The 18,364-nt window shown below is 68.3% G+C and carries 15 protein-coding genes; 9 read left to right on the forward strand and 6 right to left on the reverse strand.

The features are described 5' to 3' along the window. Positions 1-74: 74 nt before the first annotated feature. Positions 75-929, reverse strand: coding sequence for a flagellin (locus GCU42_RS01525; protein ID WP_114228162.1), 855 nt, complete (start codon positions 927-929; stop codon positions 75-77). A gap of 186 nt (positions 930-1,115) precedes the next feature. Here GCU42_RS01525 and GCU42_RS01530 point away from each other — a divergent pair, with 186 nt between their 5' ends. Both GCU42_RS01530 and GCU42_RS01535 read left to right on the forward strand, forming a co-directional pair. Then, positions 1,116-1,559: a GFA family protein gene (locus GCU42_RS01530; protein ID WP_114228161.1), complete on the forward strand. Its 444-nt coding sequence runs from the start codon at positions 1,116-1,118 to the stop codon at positions 1,557-1,559. Further along, positions 1,526-2,332, forward strand: coding sequence for an alpha/beta fold hydrolase (locus GCU42_RS01535; RefSeq protein WP_240309496.1), 807 nt, complete (start codon positions 1,526-1,528; stop codon positions 2,330-2,332). Before GCU42_RS01530 ends, GCU42_RS01535 begins: the two co-directional genes overlap by 34 nt. Positions 2,333-2,336: 4 nt before the next feature. Here the strand turns inward: GCU42_RS01535 and GCU42_RS01540 are convergent, their stop codons facing one another. Together GCU42_RS01540 and GCU42_RS01545 are read right to left on the reverse strand one after the other, a co-directional pair. Next, positions 2,337-2,723, reverse strand: a complete 387-nt coding sequence (locus GCU42_RS01540; protein ID WP_114228159.1) for a hypothetical protein — start codon at positions 2,721-2,723, stop codon at positions 2,337-2,339. Between the two features lie 99 nt (positions 2,724-2,822). After that, a complete protein-coding gene (locus GCU42_RS01545; protein ID WP_114228158.1) occupies positions 2,823-3,302 on the reverse strand; it encodes a peroxiredoxin in 480 nt (159 codons plus the stop codon). Between the two features lie 100 nt (positions 3,303-3,402). Between GCU42_RS01545 and GCU42_RS01550 the strand changes: the two genes are divergently transcribed. Then, on the forward strand, positions 3,403-3,975 hold the full coding sequence (locus GCU42_RS01550) for a YqgE/AlgH family protein (RefSeq protein ID WP_114228390.1): 573 nt from the start codon (positions 3,403-3,405) through the stop codon (positions 3,973-3,975). A 112-nt stretch (positions 3,976-4,087) separates the two neighbouring features. Beyond that, positions 4,088-5,506: an adenosylhomocysteinase gene (gene ahcY / locus GCU42_RS01555; protein WP_114228157.1), complete on the forward strand. Its 1,419-nt coding sequence runs from the start codon at positions 4,088-4,090 to the stop codon at positions 5,504-5,506. Between the two features lie 7 nt (positions 5,507-5,513). On the opposite strand, the gene GCU42_RS01560 is transcribed toward ahcY, so the two are convergent. Both GCU42_RS01560 and GCU42_RS01565 read right to left on the reverse strand, forming a co-directional pair. After that, positions 5,514-6,470: a prolyl hydroxylase family protein gene (locus tag GCU42_RS01560; RefSeq protein WP_114228156.1), complete on the reverse strand. Its 957-nt coding sequence runs from the start codon at positions 6,468-6,470 to the stop codon at positions 5,514-5,516. Between the two features lie 104 nt (positions 6,471-6,574). Further along, positions 6,575-9,910, reverse strand: coding sequence for a TonB-dependent receptor domain-containing protein (locus tag GCU42_RS01565; RefSeq protein ID WP_240309495.1), 3,336 nt, complete (start codon positions 9,908-9,910; stop codon positions 6,575-6,577). A gap of 814 nt (positions 9,911-10,724) precedes the next feature. Between GCU42_RS01565 and GCU42_RS01570 the strand changes: the two genes are divergently transcribed. Genes GCU42_RS01570 through addB form a run of 5 tightly spaced genes read left to right on the forward strand, consistent with a single transcriptional unit; the run spans position 10,725 to position 18,138 of the window. Continuing rightward, complete coding sequence (locus tag GCU42_RS01570) at positions 10,725-13,049, forward strand: sensor histidine kinase (protein ID WP_246165650.1); 2,325 nt, start codon at positions 10,725-10,727, stop codon at positions 13,047-13,049. Then, a complete protein-coding gene (gene tsaE, locus GCU42_RS01575) occupies positions 13,046-13,480 on the forward strand; it encodes a tRNA (adenosine(37)-N6)-threonylcarbamoyltransferase complex ATPase subunit type 1 TsaE (RefSeq protein WP_114228154.1) in 435 nt (144 codons plus the stop codon). The genes GCU42_RS01570 and tsaE overlap by 4 nt, the downstream gene beginning before the upstream one ends. Further along, entirely contained in the window at positions 13,465-14,466 is a 1,002-nt protein-coding gene (locus tag GCU42_RS01580) for an aminoglycoside phosphotransferase family protein (RefSeq protein WP_240309494.1), read from the forward strand. Before tsaE ends, GCU42_RS01580 begins: the two co-directional genes overlap by 16 nt. Continuing rightward, positions 14,463-15,230: a nucleotidyltransferase family protein gene (locus tag GCU42_RS01585; RefSeq protein ID WP_114228153.1), complete on the forward strand. Its 768-nt coding sequence runs from the start codon at positions 14,463-14,465 to the stop codon at positions 15,228-15,230. Before GCU42_RS01580 ends, GCU42_RS01585 begins: the two co-directional genes overlap by 4 nt. After that, entirely contained in the window at positions 15,223-18,138 is a 2,916-nt protein-coding gene (gene addB, locus GCU42_RS01590; protein WP_114228152.1) for a double-strand break repair protein AddB, read from the forward strand. The genes GCU42_RS01585 and addB overlap by 8 nt, the downstream gene beginning before the upstream one ends. 6 nt (positions 18,139-18,144) lie before the next feature. Here the strand turns inward: addB and GCU42_RS14930 are convergent, their stop codons facing one another. Continuing rightward, complete coding sequence (locus GCU42_RS14930) at positions 18,145-18,294, reverse strand: hypothetical protein (protein WP_162789268.1); 150 nt, start codon at positions 18,292-18,294, stop codon at positions 18,145-18,147. Positions 18,295-18,364: the final 70 nt, after the last annotated feature.

Raw genomic sequence — 18,364 nt, forward strand, 5'->3', positions numbered from 1 at the left:
CAGCGAAACGGGCCGGAGTGGTTTCCCACTCCGGCCCGTCCTCACAGTAGCGGGTGTTCCAATAGTCTTGGGGATTAACGGAACAGCGACATGATTGCCTGGGGAGCCTGATTGGCAATCGAAAGCGCCTGGATACCCAGCTGCTGCTTGACCTGAAGGGCCTGGAGGTGCGCGGACTCTTTGGCGAGATCCGCGTCGACCAGGTTACCCACGCTCGACTCGACCACGTCGCTCAGCTTGCTCGTGAACGAGAGCTGCGCGTCGATCTTGCGCGACGCCGAACCCAGCGTCGACAGGCTGGTCTTGAGGTTCGACTGGCTGGTGGTAAGCGTGTCGACCATCGCCTGGGCATTGGCCTGGCTGTTGATCTGGTCGGTCGCGCCGACGGTGATCACCGCGCCGCCAAGGTCGAGACCCTGGTTGCTGACGGCCAGCGAGTCCGGCTGCCAGCCGGTGGTGGTCGAATCGCCGTCCTGCAGCGACTGGATGGCCGAGACGCTGCCGCCACCGCCCTTCAGGATGTTGGTGCCGTTGAAGTCGGACGAACCCACGACGGTGGTGATGCGGTCGCGCAGGGCAACGAAGTCCTGGTTGATCGCGTCACGGCTGGTCTGATCGATGCCCGCGTCGGCGGCCTGATAGGCCTTCTGCTTCATCTCGATCAGGATGTCCGAAACCTGTTCGGCACCAGCGACCGCCACGTCGGTCACGCTCTTGGCGCGGTTCAGCGAGGAGCTGACGGCCTTGAGCCCGCCCATGTCACCGCGCAGGGTCTGCGCGATGGCGAAGGCGGCGCTGTCGTCCTTGGTCGAGGCGACATTGTAACCGGTGTTGATGCGGCTCTGAACCTGGGCCATCGACTTGTTGGTCGACCCGAGGCTCTGGAGGGCCGCCATCGCGCCCGCATTGGTGTTGACGGAAAACGACATTGATCTTCTCCCATTCTGGGTTTCAAAGAACCGCTTTCTGCGGTCCTTGCGACGGCACAGCCGCTGCCCTTCTCTTGTGGGAAGGAAAGCGGGGCGCGCGGTTGGATGTGCGCAAATATTTGATGGTTAATTGGCGGTTGACCGCGCTTTTCGAGCGTTGAAGCGGCCGCGAGGAGGACACGGACGATGGCGGAAATGAGTGGCGGCTGCGCCTGCGGCCGGGTGCGATACACGGTGCCGATCGCCGACGACGCCGCTTATCTGTGCCACTGCCGGATGTGCCATCGGTCGACCGGCTCGGTCTCGATCGCCTTCAAGAGCGTCAAAGCGGGCGAAGTAAGCTGGACGGGCGAGCCCGACTGGTATGACAGCTCGCCGATCGCCCGACGGCCCTATTGCGCCGCCTGCGGCACCTCGCTCGGCTTCCGTTTCAAGGAAGGGAGCGAGAATATGGACCTGACCGTCGCCAGCTTCGACGAGCCGGAACGCTTCAAGCCGACCCACCACTTCGGCGCGGAGAGCATGCATCGCGCCTGGCTCAACACCGAGGGGCTGCCCGAGCAGCGCACCGATGAATATCAGAAGCTCAAGGACAAATGGATCGACGCGACGGGCAGCTTCCCCGGATGAGCGACACGGTCGTCACCCACCGCTGGACCGCGTCGGACGGGGTCGAGCTTGCCTATCACGAGGTCGGCGCCGGGCGGGCGGTGATCCTGCTCCATGGCTTGTTCTCCGACGCCCATATGAACTGGATCAAGTTCGGCCACGCGGCGCGGATCGCGGCGGCCGGATTCCGGGTGATCATGCCCGACCACCGCGCGCACGGGCAGAGCGGGAAGCCGCACGATCCCGCCGCTTACGGGCCCGGGGTGCTGGCGAGGGATGTCCGCGAACTCGTGGCGCGGCTCGGCCTCACCGATTTCGATCTCGGCGGCTTCTCGCTCGGCGCGCGGACCACCGTGCAGGCGATCGGCGAGGGGCTGCGGCCACGCCGCGCGATCCTTGGCGGGATGGGGCTGCAAGGGCTTGCCGACTGGAAGCGGCGCAAGACCTTCTTCCTCGAGGTGATCGACCGCTTCGACACGCTCCAGCGCGGCGACCCGCACTGGCTGGCGGCGCAGTTCATGAAGAGCCAGGGAGTCGACCGGGCTGCTGCGCGGCTGCTGCTCGACAGCTTCGAAGACGTCTTCATGGACTGGCTGGACAAGCTGACCATGCCGGTGCTCGTGGTGTGCGGGGACAAGGACGCGGACAATGGCTCGGCGGCCGAGTTGGTCGCGCGCCTGCCCGACGCGAGACTGGCAGTAGTGCCCGGCACCCACATGAGCTCGGTGACCGAGCCCGACCTCGGCGCGGCGATCGTCGCGTTCCTGACCGCCGCGCCCGAGTCGGGCGCCTAGCTATTTAGGCGCCGTAGGCGACCGAGCCGACCGCGGCCTGGTCCTGGTCGGTGTCATCGAAGCCAGTGTCGCCGGCAGGCGCGGACTTGCGGGTGGCCTTGCTGGCTACCGACTTGGCGCCCTGCAGCGCGTCCTCGGCGAGCGCCTTGCCGCGCTCGGTAAGGTTGCCGAGCTCTTCCTTGGCGTCCTGGCCCCACTTGGCGACCGTGTCGCTGGTCACGCCGCTGCGGCGCGCGAAGAAGGCGCCGGCGGCCGCGGCCGCAGTGGCGACGGCGGCGGTGGCGAACGGACGCTCGCGGATCGAATCGCCGACGGCGCCAAGGCGGCTGCCGGTGCTGCGGGTATTGCTGCGGCGCGTGCGGGTGGTCTTGCGGGTACGGGTCTCGGCCATGGTGGGCTCCTCTGTTGACGCGAGGGGTATCACCAGGCCGAACGCACCGGGCCGCGGGTCGTTGCGCGGCCCCGTCGATCCGGGGCCGCGCCGCGATAGTTAGAGCTGGCCGAGGAGCGTCTCGGCGCTCGACGCCTGATATTCGCCGGGGGCCTCGACGTTGAGCTGCTCGACCACCCCGTCGTTGACGATCATCGAATAGCGCTGCGAGCGCGTGCCCATGCCGAACTTGGCGCCGTCCATGGTCAGGCCGAGCGCCTGCGCGAATTCGCCATTGCCATCGGCGAGCATGGTGATGTCCTCGCTGCCCTGGTCCTTGTTCCACGCGCTCATCACGAAGGCGTCGTTGACGCTGGTGCAGGCGATCTCGTCGACGCCCTTGCCCTTCAGCTCCTCGGCCTTGTCGACGAACGAGGGGAGGTGCTTGGCCGAGCAGGTCGGCGTGTAGGCGCCGGGCACCGCGAACAGCGCGACCTTCTTGCCGCCGAAATATTCGCCGGTGGTGGTCGGGCGGGGACCTTCGCTGGTGGCGATGGTCAGCGGAACCTCGGGCAGGCGGTCGCCGGTCTTGATGGTCATGTCGTGATGCTCCTGTGGTGTGCTCAGCCACGCACCTAGGAGCCGATCTTATCGCGCTCAAGGCTTGCGCATCGGCTTGGCCGCGGGGCATCAGGAGGCGATGAGCGAAGCGCCCTTCCTTTCCGGCCAGTTGCTGCTCGCCATGCCTGGGATGGCCGACCCGCGGTTCGACCGCTCGGTGATCGCGATCTGCGTCCACGACGAGCAGGGCGCGGTCGGGATCGGCATCGGCCACAAGCGCGCCGGGCTGCGCTTTCGCGAATTATTGAAGCAGCTTGAGCTCGACCCGGGCGCCGCGCCCGACTGCGCGATCCACCACGGCGGCCCGGTCGAGCCGGGGCGGGGGTTCGTGCTCCACTCGACCGACTGGGGCGGCGAGGACACGCTGCAGGTCAACGCGCCGGGCGGCAAGCAGTGGGCGATGACCGGGACGATCGACGTGCTGCGCGCGATCGCAGAAGGGCGAGGGCCGAGCGAGTGGTCGATCGCCCTGGGCTATGCCGGCTGGGGGCCGGGTCAGCTCGAGGAGGAGATGACTCGCCACGGCTGGTTCGCGGTACCCGGCGATCCCAAGCTGCTGTTCGAGACGCCGACCGACGAGCGCTGGTCGAGCGCGTTTCGCGGCGCCGGGATCGATCCGCGCCTGCTCAGCAGCGAAGCCGGTATCGCCTGAGCTGCGCGCCAAAGCACATATAAAGCTTTCTTTATATCCTGGTTCGCGTTAGGGGCGCCGCCGACCGGCCGCCGCCTGACGCGCGCGGCCTCAACCTGCTGGAGTTTACCCCGTGGCCATTCAGACGCTTGAGCGCGACTATCTCGTCAAGGACATTTCCCTCGCCGATTTCGGCCGCAAGGAGATCGAGATCGCCGAGACCGAAATGCCGGGCCTGATGGCGCTGCGCGAGGAGTTCGGCGCGGCCAAGCCGCTAAAGGGTGCGCGCATCGTCGGCTCGCTCCACATGACGATCCAGACCGCAGTGCTGATCGAGACGCTGACCGCGTTGGGCGCGCAGGTCCGCTGGGCGAGCTGCAACATCTATTCGACCCAGGACCATGCCGCCGCGGCGATCGCCGCGACCGGCGTCCCGGTGTTCGCGGTCAAGGGTGAGACCCTCGAGGAATATTGGGACTATGTCGTTCGCATCTTCGACTGGGGCCATGAGGGCGATCGCGATCAGACCTGCAACATGATCCTCGACGACGGCGGTGACGCGACCATGTTCGCGCTGTGGGGCGCGCGGGTCGAGGCGGGGGAGACGCTGTTCACCCCGTCGAACGAGGAAGAGGAAATCTTTGCCGCGACCCTGACCCGCTTCCTCAAGGAGCGTCCGGGCTACCTCACCAAGACCGTGCAGACGATCAAGGGCGTCTCGGAAGAGACCACCACCGGCGTCCACCGGCTCTATGAGCTGTCGAAGCAGGGCAAGCTTCCGTTCCCGGCGATCAACGTCAACGACAGCGTCACCAAGTCCAAGTTCGACAACCTCTACGGCTGCAAGGAAAGCCTGGTCGACGCGATCCGCCGCGGCACCGACGTGATGCTCGCCGGCAAGGTCGCCTGCGTCGCCGGCTTCGGTGACGTCGGCAAGGGCTCGGCGGCGTCGCTTCGCAACGGCGGCGCGCGCGTGCTGGTGACCGAGGTCGACCCGATCTGCGCGCTGCAGGCGGCGATGGAAGGCTATGAGGTCGTGACGATGGAAGAGGGCGCCACCCGCGCCGACATCTTCGTCACCGCCACCGGCAACATGGACGTCATCACCGTCGACCACATGCGGGCGATGAAGAACATGGCGATCGTCTGCAACATCGGCCACTTCGACAGCGAGATCCAGATCGGCGGCCTCGCCAACATGAAGTGGACCGAGATCAAGCCGCAGGTCGACGAGGTCGAATTCCCCGATGGCAAGAAGATCATCGTCCTGTCGAAGGGCCGCCTGGTCAACCTCGGCAACGCCACGGGTCACCCGAGCTTCGTCATGTCGGCAAGCTTCACCAACCAGACGCTCGCCCAGATCGAGCTGTGGACCAAGAGCGAGCAATATGGGAACGACGTCTACGTCCTGCCCAAGCACCTCGACGAGAAGGTCGCCGCGCTCCACCTCGAGAAGCTTGGCGTCAAGCTGACCACCTTGAGCGACAAGCAGGCCAGCTACATCGGCGTGCCGCAGCAGGGCCCGTTCAAGCCCGACCACTACCGCTACTAAGCGGTCCTCAATAAGCGAGCGGCGTCGCGCGGATCCAGCGCGACGCCAGCAGCTTGGTGCCCGCGGTGACGGGCAGGCCCGCGTGCACCGCGCGCGGGTCGGGTGCCCCTTGTGGGTCGGCGCTGCGGAACAGCAGGCCGTCGCCCCGTTGGCCGCGGACCCTGATCCCGAGTTCGGGAAAGTCGGTCTCGCCGCCGGCGAAATCGTCGTTCAGCCAGATGAGGAAGGTCAGCACGCGCTGCTGCTGCGGCGGGCAGCCGGGCAAGGCGTCGCTGTGCAAGCGATATTGCTGACCGGGTGCGTAGCGGAGGACCTGGAGCGGTTCGCCGCAGCGGACGTCGGTCCCGCTGGCGCCCGCAATCCGCTGATTGACCGAATGAATGAACGGGCTTTCGTCGATGAAGGCGAAGGCGGCGGCTTCCGACGTGCGGATTGGGTTGGGCCGCTGGCGCCCGGTCTGCGGATCGACGATCACCGCCGGCTGCAGCAGCGGCAGCGCGCTGGCGGCGAGATAGTCGCACTCCGCCGCGCTGAGAAAGCCGTGGAAATGGCGAATCAGCGGCGCTTCGCTCAGCGTTTCGGAAGGGTAGTCGTGCGTCCCGCCCGGCGCGCTCAGCTGGCCCGTCGCCTCGAGCAGCGCCAGTTGCCGGGCACCGTCGTCGTCCCCGTCGGTCCGTAGCAACTCGACCGCTCGGGGCCAGTCGGCGGGGCCACCGCGCCCCTGCGCGACGAAGTTGCGAAAGACCGTCCGTGAAGGCGCATCGCCGAGCTCAGCGGCGCGACCGAACGCGCGGCGCGCCGCGGAGAGGTCGCGGGGGACGAGCTGGCCTTCCAGATACCAGACCGCCAACTCGCGCGCCGCGAGCGCGTCGCCCGCTGTCGCGGCGGCGTCGAGGACGGCAAGGGCGCCCGCGACGTCTCCGCTGCTGCACTTGTGGTCGGCCTGGGCGATCGCGTCGGTCATGGCACCCTGTCTAGCAGGCCGCAGGCCGCTTGCGCAGCGGCCAAAAGAGAAGGGAGCCGGGGATTGCTCCCCGACTCCCTTCCTTAGTTGCTGGTGGTGGCAGCTTAGAACTTGGCGACGGCGCCAAGGTAGAAGTAGCGACCACGGTTGTCGTAGATACCCGAACCGCCACCGACGCCGGTCAGGCCGTACGGCGGGAACCGGTTGGTGAGGTTGTCGACACCCGCATAGAGGTTGAACTTCGGCGTGATGTCGTAGCCGACGCGGATGTTGTGATACATCACGGACGGATACTTGATGATCGGCGCATAGTCGGTGTTCTGCGGCGGCTGCCCGTTCACCGAGTTATAGTCCTCGTAGGTGTTGAGGTACATGCCGCCGATCCAGCGACCCGAGTAGTTGAGCAGCCACTTGCCGGTCTTGAGGCCGGCGCTGACGAACACCGTGTCCTTCGGGGTGCCGAGCTCGTTCAGGAACACGTCCACGAACGTCGGATCCGACGGGTTGGTGTAGCTCTCGTTCTTCAGGACGTGGGTCCAGATCGCCTGCGCCGTCACTCGGCCGATGCCGAAGTTGTGGGTGTAGTTGATCTGGCTGTCGAAGCCGCGGGTCTTCAGCTTGGCGAAGTTCGCCGTCGACTGAAGGAGCGAGCCCTCGAGGATCCGGAACGGCTCTTCACCGCGCGGACCGCCCGACGAACCGGCGCGCTGGAACAGACCGCAGAACGGGTTGTTCAGCGAGGCCGAGTCATAGCACAGGTTCACGATCTGCTGGGCCGAACCGATGCTCGAGATCACGTTGTTGACCGTGATGTCGTAATAGTCGGTCGACAGCGAGAAGCCCGGCAGGAAGCGCGGCTGGATGTACCCACCGAAGGTGTAGGAGTCCGACTTCTCGACCTGCAGGCCCGGGTTACCACCGCTGATGATCTCCAGCGAGCTGCTGTAGACATAGTCGTAGGTCGACGGGCGGCCAGCCGCGGTGCAGTTCGCCACGCGGGTCGCGCTGCCGGTCGCCAGGTTCCGCGCCGAGCACGGATCGCTGAAGCCCGGAGCGAAGTTCTGGCCCTGCGCCGAGTAGAGCTCGGACAGATTGGGAGCGCGGACCGACCGGTTGTAGGCACCACGGAAGGTGATGTCGCGGATCGGGCTCCAGATGCCCTCGATGCCGTACGTCTTCACGTTGCCGGCAGCGCCCTTGTAGTCCGAGTAACGGCCCGAACCCTTGACGGTCAGTTCATGGAAGAACTGGTCCTTGAGGATCGGCACGTTCAACTCGGCGAACGCTTCCTTCACGCCGAACGACGGCGAAGAGAAGCTCGGGATGGCGTTGTAGAACGCGTAGCCTGCCTGGGTCACCGGATCGAGGGTGTAGCGCAGGGTCTCCTTGCGATACTCGCCACCGAGCGAGAAGCCGATCGGACCGCCCGGGAGGCGGAAGAAGCTGCCCGTGTCGCCGGCGATGAAGCCGAGCACGTCGAACTGCGTGATCTTGCCGGTCGCGAGCGTGTTGAGCAGGATGTAGTTCTTCGCAGCGCTGCTGATGTTGCCGGTGCCGAACGGATTCAGCGGGACGCAGGCCGCGATGTCGGCGGCGAGACGCGAGGGGTTACCCGCACGGTCGGTACCGGCATAGTTCGGATCGATCTGCGAGCGGCAGACAACCTGGCCCGCCGAGTTCACCGCGGTGTCGTTCGCGAGCAGGAAGCGCTGGCGATCGACGTTGCCCTGGATCTGGTTCCGCTCCTTGTGCTCGCCATAGTTGGCGGACAGTTCGTAGCTGAAGTTGTCCCAGAAGCTGCCGCGGACACCGACGACGACGCGATAGGTCTCGCGCTTGAAGTCTTCGTCGCGCACGCCGAGGTCGAGGTAGTTGCGACGGAGGCTGAAGCGGAAGGTGTTGTTGTTCACCTCCGCAATCGCCTGCGCACGCGCCGCCTGCTGGGCTGCCGAGCTGCTGTAGGCCGTCCCGGTGTTCGGGTTGATGCCGGCGTTGAGGGCCGCCAGCAGCTGCGTGCGCAGCGTGCTCTGAGCCGAGGCGCTCAGATACGGGTTGTCGAGACGAATACCCTCGCGGTTGACACGGCCGACCGCGCAGCTGCCGGTCGAGCCGACGTCATACGAGCGGTCGTTGAAGGTGGTGATGCAGATGTTGTCGCCGAGGGTCTGGCCCTGCGAGAAGAACGGACCGCTCTGCGAACCCTTGGCGTCGACGCGGACGTACTTGGCTTCGATGAACGGCTCGAGCGCCGGCGAGATCTCGTAATGCGCCAGCAGGTTGACCGAGTAGCGCTTCACGTCCGGCGAGAGGGCGAGGAGGTTACCCTCGCGGCCGCTGTAGCCGTTGCCGCCGCTGAAGCCGGCGTTCGGCGCGAGGCCGATGCGCTGGCCGGTCTCGGGCACCAGGGTGCCGTCGGGCTGGAAGATGTACGGGCAGGTGTAGGCGTTGCCCAGATAATCCTTGCCGCACGGTGCCGCCGAATTGCCTTCACGGACGGCAACCATGCCGCCGAGCGAGATCGTCGCCGAGCGGATGTCGGTGAAGTAAGCGCGGTCGAAGCTGCCGGCCGCACCGTTGGGCGAACCCGCCGGATCGGTCTCGACGATGACGAAGCCGTCGCTCTGCTTCAGCTTGCCGGTGTCCGACGCGTAGAAGTCGTCGTTGTGCGAATATTCCGCGGCGACGACGACGTTGCCGCGGCCACCACCGAAGTTCTGACCCGCGAGCAGGCTGACGAACTGGTTGCCGGCGGTCTTGTACTTGCTGAGGCCCGACTGCGCACGCAGCTGAACGCCCGAGTAGTTCTTCTTCAGGATGAAGTTGACCACGCCGGCGACGGCGTCCGAACCGTAGACGGCCGAGGCGCCGCCGGTGACCACGTCGACGCGCTCGATGAGGTCGGCCGGGATGGTGTTGATGTCGACCGACACGCCGTTGTTGAGAACGTCGGCAGCGACGTGACGACGGCCGTTGACCAGCACCAGGGTGCGCTGCGTGCCGAGGCCGCGAAGATCGACCAGGTTGAGGCCGCGGGTGCCGAGGAAGCGGGTCGAGTTGGCGGTGCTGAAGGTGCTGCGCAGCTGCGGCAGCTGGTTCAGCTGGTCGCCGATCTGGACCTTACCGGTCTGGAGCAGCTGCTCGCCGCTCAGCGTGGTGACCGGTGCGGCCGATTCGAGGTTCGGCGTGCGGATGCGCGAACCGGTGACGACCACTTCGCTCTGCGACACGGGCGCGCTGGCGTCCTGGGTCGCGGCGGCGGCGGCGCAACCGGCGCTGTTGGCGGCGCCCGGCGCGGTGCAATCGGGGGTCGGGGCCGGCTTGGTGGCATTACCCGGCGCGGCGTCCTGTGCGAACGCCGGCGTCGCCGCTGCCAGCGCAAACGCGCTTGCAAAGGCGGCCGAACGAAGAGCGCTCGCGCTCAACAACGACATCTTACCCATGAAATCTCCAACAGTTGGATGGTGGCCGAAAAATGAAACTGCGCGGCCCTGTTACGGATTCGTTCGGCAAATGGAACCAAATCCGGCGGCGCTCACAACATTAATTCAACGAGTGTCGCAAACCTGCAACAAGAGACCGTGGCTCAGAAACTGTTTGTCTACAACGACTTGGCAAAGCTCCGCCTCCGCCCATTTCGGTCGTGTTGCTCGGAGAGCACGCGCTGACTGAGGATCCGCTGCAGGCTGGCAGTCCACTCGAAGTCGCGAAATCGGCGTCGGTGCGCGGCCCCTGAAGCGCCCGATCGCTTGATAAATGCAGCAATGTCCGTTGTTTGGCGGTTCGGCAAGGGTGCGGAGCCCCTCGACGTCAACTGCGGGCGGACATCGGCCGAGCACGCCTGACGATTCCGTTTTTAATCTCCCGCACAGGAAAAATTCGCGGGTCACCCGGGGGGACGATTTTCAGGTGGTGGGACGTAAAAACCGACTGAAAACCAGCAAAAAAGCGGTGCGAATGAAGGCGCAGTGCAGGTCGCTGGATGAGCGCTTCTGAGCCAATGATGCCGAAATGTGACAGGGTGTTCACAAAAATTCGGCAGCGGCGAGAGGATGGGGCTGTCGTCGCCAAGTCTAGTGTTGCGTGGCGATCTGGAGAGGTGGTTGCGCCGCATGGCGATCCGTCTCTTCACCAGCGGCTCATGTCGACGAATGTCACTCCGGCAGACCACTTTGCGCTTCCCACCGCGTCCGCCCGGCTTATGGTCGCGGGGATGGGGCGGACATGGCAGCGGCGGTGACGGGTTCGGGGGGCGTGATGATTGTCCTGGCGCTCGCGGCCATCTGGCTGCCGATCGCGGTCGTGTTGTCGATCGTCGCCGGCCGGCGGATGGCCCGCGCGGCGGCGGTGCTGGAATCGGCGCGTTCGCTGGCCGCGCTGCTCGCCGCGGCGCCGGCGCGGCCGTTGCTGATGACCGCCGCCGGCCGGCTCGACCTCGACGACCAGTTACAACGCCAACTCGGCTTGTCGTCGATGCCAGCGCGGCTGGAGAATCTCGCGGCCGATGGCGAGGGGCTCGAACCGGCGGACCTGGCGGCCCTGATCGCCGACGTGCGCGCGGCGGCATTCACGGGAGGACGGGTCGATCGGTCGGTCCGGCTGGCGGGCTCGGACCGTGTGCTCCAGGTGCTTGGCGGCCCCGCGCCGCCACCGGCCGAGGCGGGCAGCATGCTCCTGTGGCTGTCGGACACCAGCAGCGCCGAACAGGACAAGGCGCGGCTCGCCGAGCAGCTTGAGGACACCGGCGTCGCACTCAACTCGCTGATGCACCTCATCGAGGCGGCGCCGTTCCCAATGTGGTATCGCGGTCCCGACCTGCGGCTCGGCCTCGTCAACAGCGCCTTCGTCGCTGCGGTGGAAGCGGAGTCGGCCGCGGCGGTGATCACCGACGGCATCGAGCTGACCGACGGGTCGGGCGGCAGCGCGGCGAAGGAAGCCGCCGAGCGCGCGCTGGCCGATGAGCGACCTTATTCGCGCACCCAGCCGGCCACGATCGGCGGCGAGCGGCGGATGCTGCGGCTGGTCGACGTGCCGTTGGGCGGCGGCGCCGTCGCCGGCTTCGCGATCGACATCCAGGACCTCGAGGACGCTCGCTTCGAACTCGCGCGCTACATCGAGAGCCAGCGCGAGCTGTCCGACCGGATGACCGCCGGCGCGGTCCAGTTCGACCCCGATCGGTCCTTAAGCTTCTTCAACCAGCCGTTCGCGATCATGGCGCAGCTCGATCCCGAATGGCTCGCCGAGCGGCCGGAGTTCGACCGCGTGCTCGAGCGGATGCGCGAGAATGGCCGGCTGCCCGAGACGCGCGACTTCCCGCAGTGGAAGGCCGACCGCCGCGGCTGGTTCATCTCCGCCGAGGAAGCGGTCGAGGAAGAGTGGATCCTCGCCAACGGCGATCACTTGCGGGTGGTCGGCCAGCCACTGCCTGACGGCGGCTTGCGGCTGATCTTCGAGGACCGCACCGAGCAGGTCCGCCTGGCCAGCGCGCGCGACACGCTGCTCAGGGTCCGCACCGCGACGTTCGACAGCCTCTTCGAGGGCATTGGCGTGTTCGCCGCCGACGGCCGCCTCTACCTGTGGAACCGCCGCTTCTGCAGCTTCTGGGACCTGGACGAAAGCTGGCTGGGTGAGCATCCGCGGGTCGATGAGCTGGTCCCGGCGATGGCCCAGCGACTGGTCAACCCGACCGCCGCGGCGCAGCTGCGCGAGCTGGTCCGCGCCGCCACCAACGAGCGGCGGCTGGGGAGCGGGCGGCTATCGATGGTCGACGGCAGCCATTTCGAATTCGCCTCGGTGCCGCTGCCCGATGGCAATGCGCTCTTCACCATGGTTGACGTCACCGATTCGACCCGGATCGAGCATGCGCTGCGCGAACGCGCCGCGGCGCTCGAGGAAGCGGACGCGGTGCGCACCGACTTCGTCGCCAACATGAGCTACGAACTGCGCACCCCGCTGACCTCGATCGGCGGCTTCGCGCAGATGCTGGCCGGGGGCTACGCCGGCAAGCTCGCGCCGGCGGCGAACGACTATGTCGGTGCGATCCTCGAATCGGTCGCGCGGCTTTCCAAGCTGATCGACGACGTCCTCGATCTGACCCAGGGCGAGCAGACGGCGGTCACCATCGAGCATGAGCGGGTCGACCTCGCCGGGCTGGTCCGCAACGTCGCCGAGCGGATGGAAACGACGGCGGCGGCCAAAAAGCTCAAGCTGCGGCTCGAGATCGCAGGGAGCACGGGCACCGTCATCGGCGATTCCCGCCGCCTGCGCGAGAGCATCGAGCATGTGCTGCGCAACGCGATCGCCTACACCGATAAGGGCATTGTCGCGGTGACCGCGTCGGGCGACGAGAGCAATGCCACCATCCGCATCGCCGACACCGGCGCAGGGATCGCGCTCGACGACCAGCGCCATGTGTTCGAGCGCTTCACCCGGATCGGCGGCCGCCAGGGCGAAGCCGCGCTCGGCCTCGGGCTGCCGCTGACCCGGCAGTTCGTCGAGGCTCATGGCGGGCAGGTCACGCTGCAGAGCGAGCCGGGCACGGGGACAGCGGTGACTATCGTCCTTCCGCGCCAGCCCGCATGATCCTTGACGACGAAGCGGCGACGGCGCGTCTTGGGGCGCGGCTGGCCGGACTGTTGCGCGCCGGTGATGTGGTGACTCTGTCGGGACCGCTTGGGGCGGGCAAGACGGCGCTGGCGCGGGCGGTGCTACACGCCGCCGGGCACCGCGGCGAGGTGCCGAGCCCGACCTTCGCGATCGTCCAGCCTTATGACGAGCTTGAGCCCCCGATCTGGCACTGCGACCTGTACCGGCTCGATGACGCCGAGCTGGAGGAGCTGGGGCTCGACACCATCCTCGCCGACGGCGCGCTGCTGGTCGAATGGCCCGAGCGCGCCGGGGAGGGGGCGTGGCCCGAAGCGCTCCACTTGCGGCTGGCCGTGCGCGAGGACGGTCGGCGCGCCTTGACTTGGGAGGTGTCGGCGGCATGGGAAGGGCGATGGCCGCCAGCATGACTCCCCCGCCGCACGCCGACCGTTTCCTCGCCGATGCGGGGTGGGGCGGAGCGCGGCTCGCGCCGCTGGCGGGCGATGCCAGCTTCCGCCGCTATTTCCGGGTCCGGCTCGACGATCGCGAGGCGGTGTTGATGGACGCGCCGCCGCCGCACGAGGACCCGCGGCCGTTCGTCCGGGTGGCCGAATGGCTGAGCGGGGTCGGCCTGTCGGCGCCCGAGATCCTTGCCCGCGACGAGGAGCGCGGCCTGCTGTTGCTCAGTGACCTTGGCGCCGATCGCCTGCGCGAACGGCTCGACGAGGCGCCGCACCGGGAGGAGGAACTCTACGCGCTCGCCACCGACGTGCTGGTCCACCTTCACGCGCGGCCGCCGATGCCCGGGCTGCCGCCGCACGGGCTCAAGCAATGGCTGACCGAGCTTGACCTGTTCACCGATTGGTATTGCCCGGCGGTCGGGCTCGAGGTTGATGCTGCCGCTTACCGCGCCGCCTGGGCGGAGGTGCTGGGGCCGGTTGCCGAGGACGAGCTCGGACCGGTCACCGTGCTGCGCGATTACCATGCCGAGAACATCATGCTGGTGGGCGGCCGCAGCGGGGTCGCGCACATGGGGCTGCTCGACTTCCAGGACGCACTGGCCGGACATCCGGCCTACGACCTTTGTTCGGTGCTCGAGGATGCGCGGCGCGACGTTTCGCCGGCGATCGAACGGGCGATGATCGACCTGTATGTCGCCGCGACCGGCGCAGGGGCGGAGTTCGAGCGGGCTTATTGGGCGCTCGCGGCGCAGCGCAACACGCGCATTCTCGGTGTCTTCACCCGGCTGTGGCAGCGCGACGGCAAGCCCGGCTATCGCCGCTTCCAGCCGCGGATGTGGGGGCTGCTCGAGCGCGACCTCGCGCAGCCGCAGCTGCAACCGGTGCGCGACTGGTTCGACCGCAATGTGCCCGCCGATAAGCGCGTCGCCCCCTGGCTCGAGGAGGGCCAATGACCGCCGCCACCGTCAAGCGCGCGCTGCATCTGCGGCCGAAGATTGAGGCTGCCGTCCCGCGCACGGCGATGGTGATGGCCGCCGGGCTCGGCAAGCGGATGCGGCCGCTCACCGCGACCCGGCCCAAGCCGCTGGTCGAGGTCGCCGGCAAGGCATTGCTCGACCATGTTCTCGACCGGCTGCGCGCCGCGGGGGTCGAGCGGATCGTGGTCAACGTTCATTACCTCGCCGATTCGATCGAGGCGCACCTCAGGAAGTCGGCCAAGGACCTCGACGTCGCCATCTCGGACGAGCGCAAGCTGCTGCTCGAGACGGGCGGGGGGCTCAAGCAGGCGCTGCCGCTGATCGAGGGCGACCCGTTCCTCGCGGTCAACAGCGACAATTTCTGGGTCGACGGCCCAACCGACGCGCTGAAGCTGCTCGCCTCGCACTGGGACGATGCGCGGATGGACGCGCTGCTGCTGCTCGTGCCGCATGCGCGGGCGGGCAATCATAGCGGGCTGGGCGATTTCCAGATGGACCCGGCCGGCCGGCTCAAGCGGCGTACCAAGGCCAAGGTCGCGCCGTTCGTCTACACCGGTATCCAGATCCTCTCGAAGCGAGCCCTCGCCGACGCGCCCGACGGGGTTTTCTCGACCAACCTGATGTGGGACCAGGCGATCGAGCGCGGTCGCTGCTTCGGCGTCGTCCACCAGGGACTGTGGTTCGACGTCGGTACCCCGGGGGCGATCAAGGCGACCGAGCAGGCGCTGACTTTTGTCTGAGGCCCGCCGGCCCCAGGTCTTCACTATCGGGGCGCACCGCAGCTTCGCCGACGCGCTCGCCGCGGGGTTGATTGCCGAGCATGGCCGCGATCCCCTGATGCTCGCCCGCGGGCGCATCCTGCTTCCCAACAATCGCGCAATCCGCACCGTCACCGAGGCGTTCGTCCGCGCCAGTGGCGGCGGCCTGCTGCTGCCGCGCCTGATCGCGGTCGGCGATCCCGAGCTCGACGATCGCCTCGGCGACGCGTTCGAGAGCGCCGCCGACGCGCCCGTTCCGCCGGCGATCGATCCGCTTGCGCGGCTGGTGGCGATGGCACGGCTGGTGCGGCAGCGACGGCCCGATGCGAGCGCCGCCGAAGCCTTCCGCCTCGCCGCCGACCTCGCCCGCACCCGCGATGCGTCGCTGGTCGAGGAAGTTGCACCCGAGCGGCTGACCAATGTCGTGCCCGAGGAGCTGGCGGGGCATTGGCAAGCCTCGCTCGCCGACCTGCGGGTGATGCTCGACGCTTGGCCGCGTGAGCTGGCGCGGCTCGGGCGGATCGACCTCGCCGACCGCCGCAACCGCCTGCTGCGTGCCACCGCTCGCCGCTGGGCCGCGGCGCCGCCCGCAGGCTTTACGGTGGCGGCGGGGATCACCACCAGCGCTCCGGCGGTCGCGGCGCTGTTGAAGGTGGTCGCCAGGCTGCCCGAGGGCCAGGTGGTGCTGCCCGCGCTGGCGGGTCCGGGGCTGATGGATGCCGCCGAATGGGAGTGGCTCGGCCCCGATCCCGACAGCAAGCGCGCCGACGAGACCCATCCGCAATTCCATCTGAAGCGCCTGCTCGACCGGCTCGGCGTGCGCCGCGAGGAGGTCGAGCGGTGGCGCCGCGGCGGCCGCGCGGCGGCGCCACGCGCGCGCTCGCGGGCCATTGCCGCCGCGATGAAGAGCGCGCGCTTCACCAGCCGTTGGGCCGATCTGCCCCCGCCCGACCGGCGGCTGACCGGGGTGCGGCTGGTCGAGCTGGGCGATCCAGCGGCGGAAGCACAAGCGATCGCGATTGCGCTTCGGGAGGCGCTCGAGACGCCCGGCCGGACCGCGGCGCTGGTGACCCCCGACCGGGCCTTGGCGGCGCGCGTCTCGGCGCTGCTGCGGCGGTGGGAAATCGCCGCCGACGACAGCGCGGGCCGCCCGCTCGGCCAGACCGCCGCGGGCACGCTCTTACTGGCTATCGCAGCCGCGGCCGCCGAACGGTTGGCGCCGGTGCCGGTGCTGGCGCTGCTCAAGCATCCGCTTGCCGGAACGGGCGAGGATCGCCAGGCGTGGCTCGAAGCCGCGCGCCTGCTCGATTTGGCGCTGCGCGGGCCGCGTCCGCCGGCCGGGCTGGCGGGGCTCGATGCCCATTGCACGGAGAAGGAACGAGACCGCCGGACGAGGGGCTGCGGCGCGGCATGGGCGACGGTGCGACCCTGCCTCGAGCGGGTCGACCGCGCGTTCGAGCGGCCGCTGCCGGTGGGCCAATTCGCCGCGATGCTGCGCGAGCTTGCCGGCGGGATTGCGGGCGAGGCGGCGTGGAGCGGTCCCGACGGGCGCGCTGCTGCCGAACTGCTTACCGGGCTGGAAGAGGCCGACGGCGCGCTGGCGCTCGACGTCCGCCCCGAGGATGCAGTGCCGCTGCTGCGCCAGTTGCTCGACGCCGAGGCGGTGCGGCCGCCTTATGGCGGCCATCCGCGAATCGCGATCCTCGGCCTGCTCGAAGCGCGGCTGGTGCAGGCGGACCTGATGATCCTCGGCGGATTGAACGAGGGGACCTGGCCGGCGCTGCCGCAGCCCGACCCGTGGCTCGCGCCGGCGGTCCGCAAGGCGCTAGGCCTGCCGGGGCTCGAGTTCCGGATCGGCCTTGCCGCGCACGATTTCGCCGGGCTGCTCGGGGCGCCGCGGGTGCTGCTGACGCGGGCGCGGCGGGACAGCCGCTCGCCGACCGTCGCCTCGCGATTGTTGCTGCGGCTGCAGGCGCTGACTGGCGGTCTTGCCCGCGACCATCGGCTCGAAAGGCTTGCCGCCGCGCTCGACGATGCGGGAACGCCGCAACCGGTCGACCGGCCCGCGCCCGCGCCGCCCGCCGAGGAGCGGCCGCGACAAATCTACGTCACCGACGTCGATCGCCTCAACGCCGACCCCTTCGCTTTCTACGCCAAGGCGATGCTGAAACTACGCGCGCTAGAGCCGGTCGACGCCGACACCACCGCGGCGTGGAAGGGCAGCGCGGTGCACGAGGTGCTCGAGGAGTGGCTCAAGCAGGACGAGTGCGATCCCGAACGGCTGATGGGCCGCACCGCGGCGCTGCTCGCCGAGGAGACGATCCACCCGTTGCTCCGCGCGCTGTGGGCGCCGCGATTGTATGAGGCGATCGCCTTCATCGCCGCGCGCGAAGCGGAGAACCAGGCCGGCGGCCGCCGTCCGCTGGTGGCCGAGTGCGAGGGGCAGGCGGTGCTTGGCGCGATCACCCTCAAGGGCAAGGCCGACCGGCTCGATCGGCTCGCCGACGGGCGGCTGGCGGTGCTCGACTACAAGACCGGGCAGCCGCCGTCGAAGAAAGCGCTGGCCGAGGGGTTCGCGCTGCAGCTCGGCCTGCTCGGCCTGATCGCCCGCCAGGGCGGTTTCCCCGGCGTGAGCGGCGCACCAGGGGCGCATGAATATTGGTCGCTGGCGAAGAAGTCGGGGGCGCGGACGCCGGGCTTCGTGGCGGTCGCCGACGAGGGCGATCCGGAGGCGTTCCTCGCTTCCGCGGCGGCGGCGTTCACTCGGGCGGCCGACAAATATCTGACCGGTAGCGAGCCCTTCGTCGCCAAGCTTCACCCGGCCTACGCGCCTTATGGCGACTATGATCAGTTGATGCGGCTCGAAGAGTGGTACGGCCGCGAAGACTGAGCAGGCCTACTTCTTCTTCGGCTTGCCCGACCGGGCGTAGAGCAACGCCGCGACGATCGCCGCCGAGCCGATGCCGACCGCGACGCCCGCCTTGAAATTGCGGTGGTCGCCCTTGTCGGGCTTGGCGGCGTCGGTCTTCTTCACAGTCTCGCTCATGGGCTCCCTCGTCCGATGATTGGGTGCTCCTAAACGCATGGCGCCCCCGATGGGAAGCGCTATGGTCGCG

This window comes from Sphingomonas ginsengisoli An et al. 2013 (genome assembly GCF_009363895.1).
In the GTDB taxonomy this organism is placed as follows: domain Bacteria; phylum Pseudomonadota; class Alphaproteobacteria; order Sphingomonadales; family Sphingomonadaceae; genus Sphingomicrobium; species Sphingomicrobium ginsengisoli.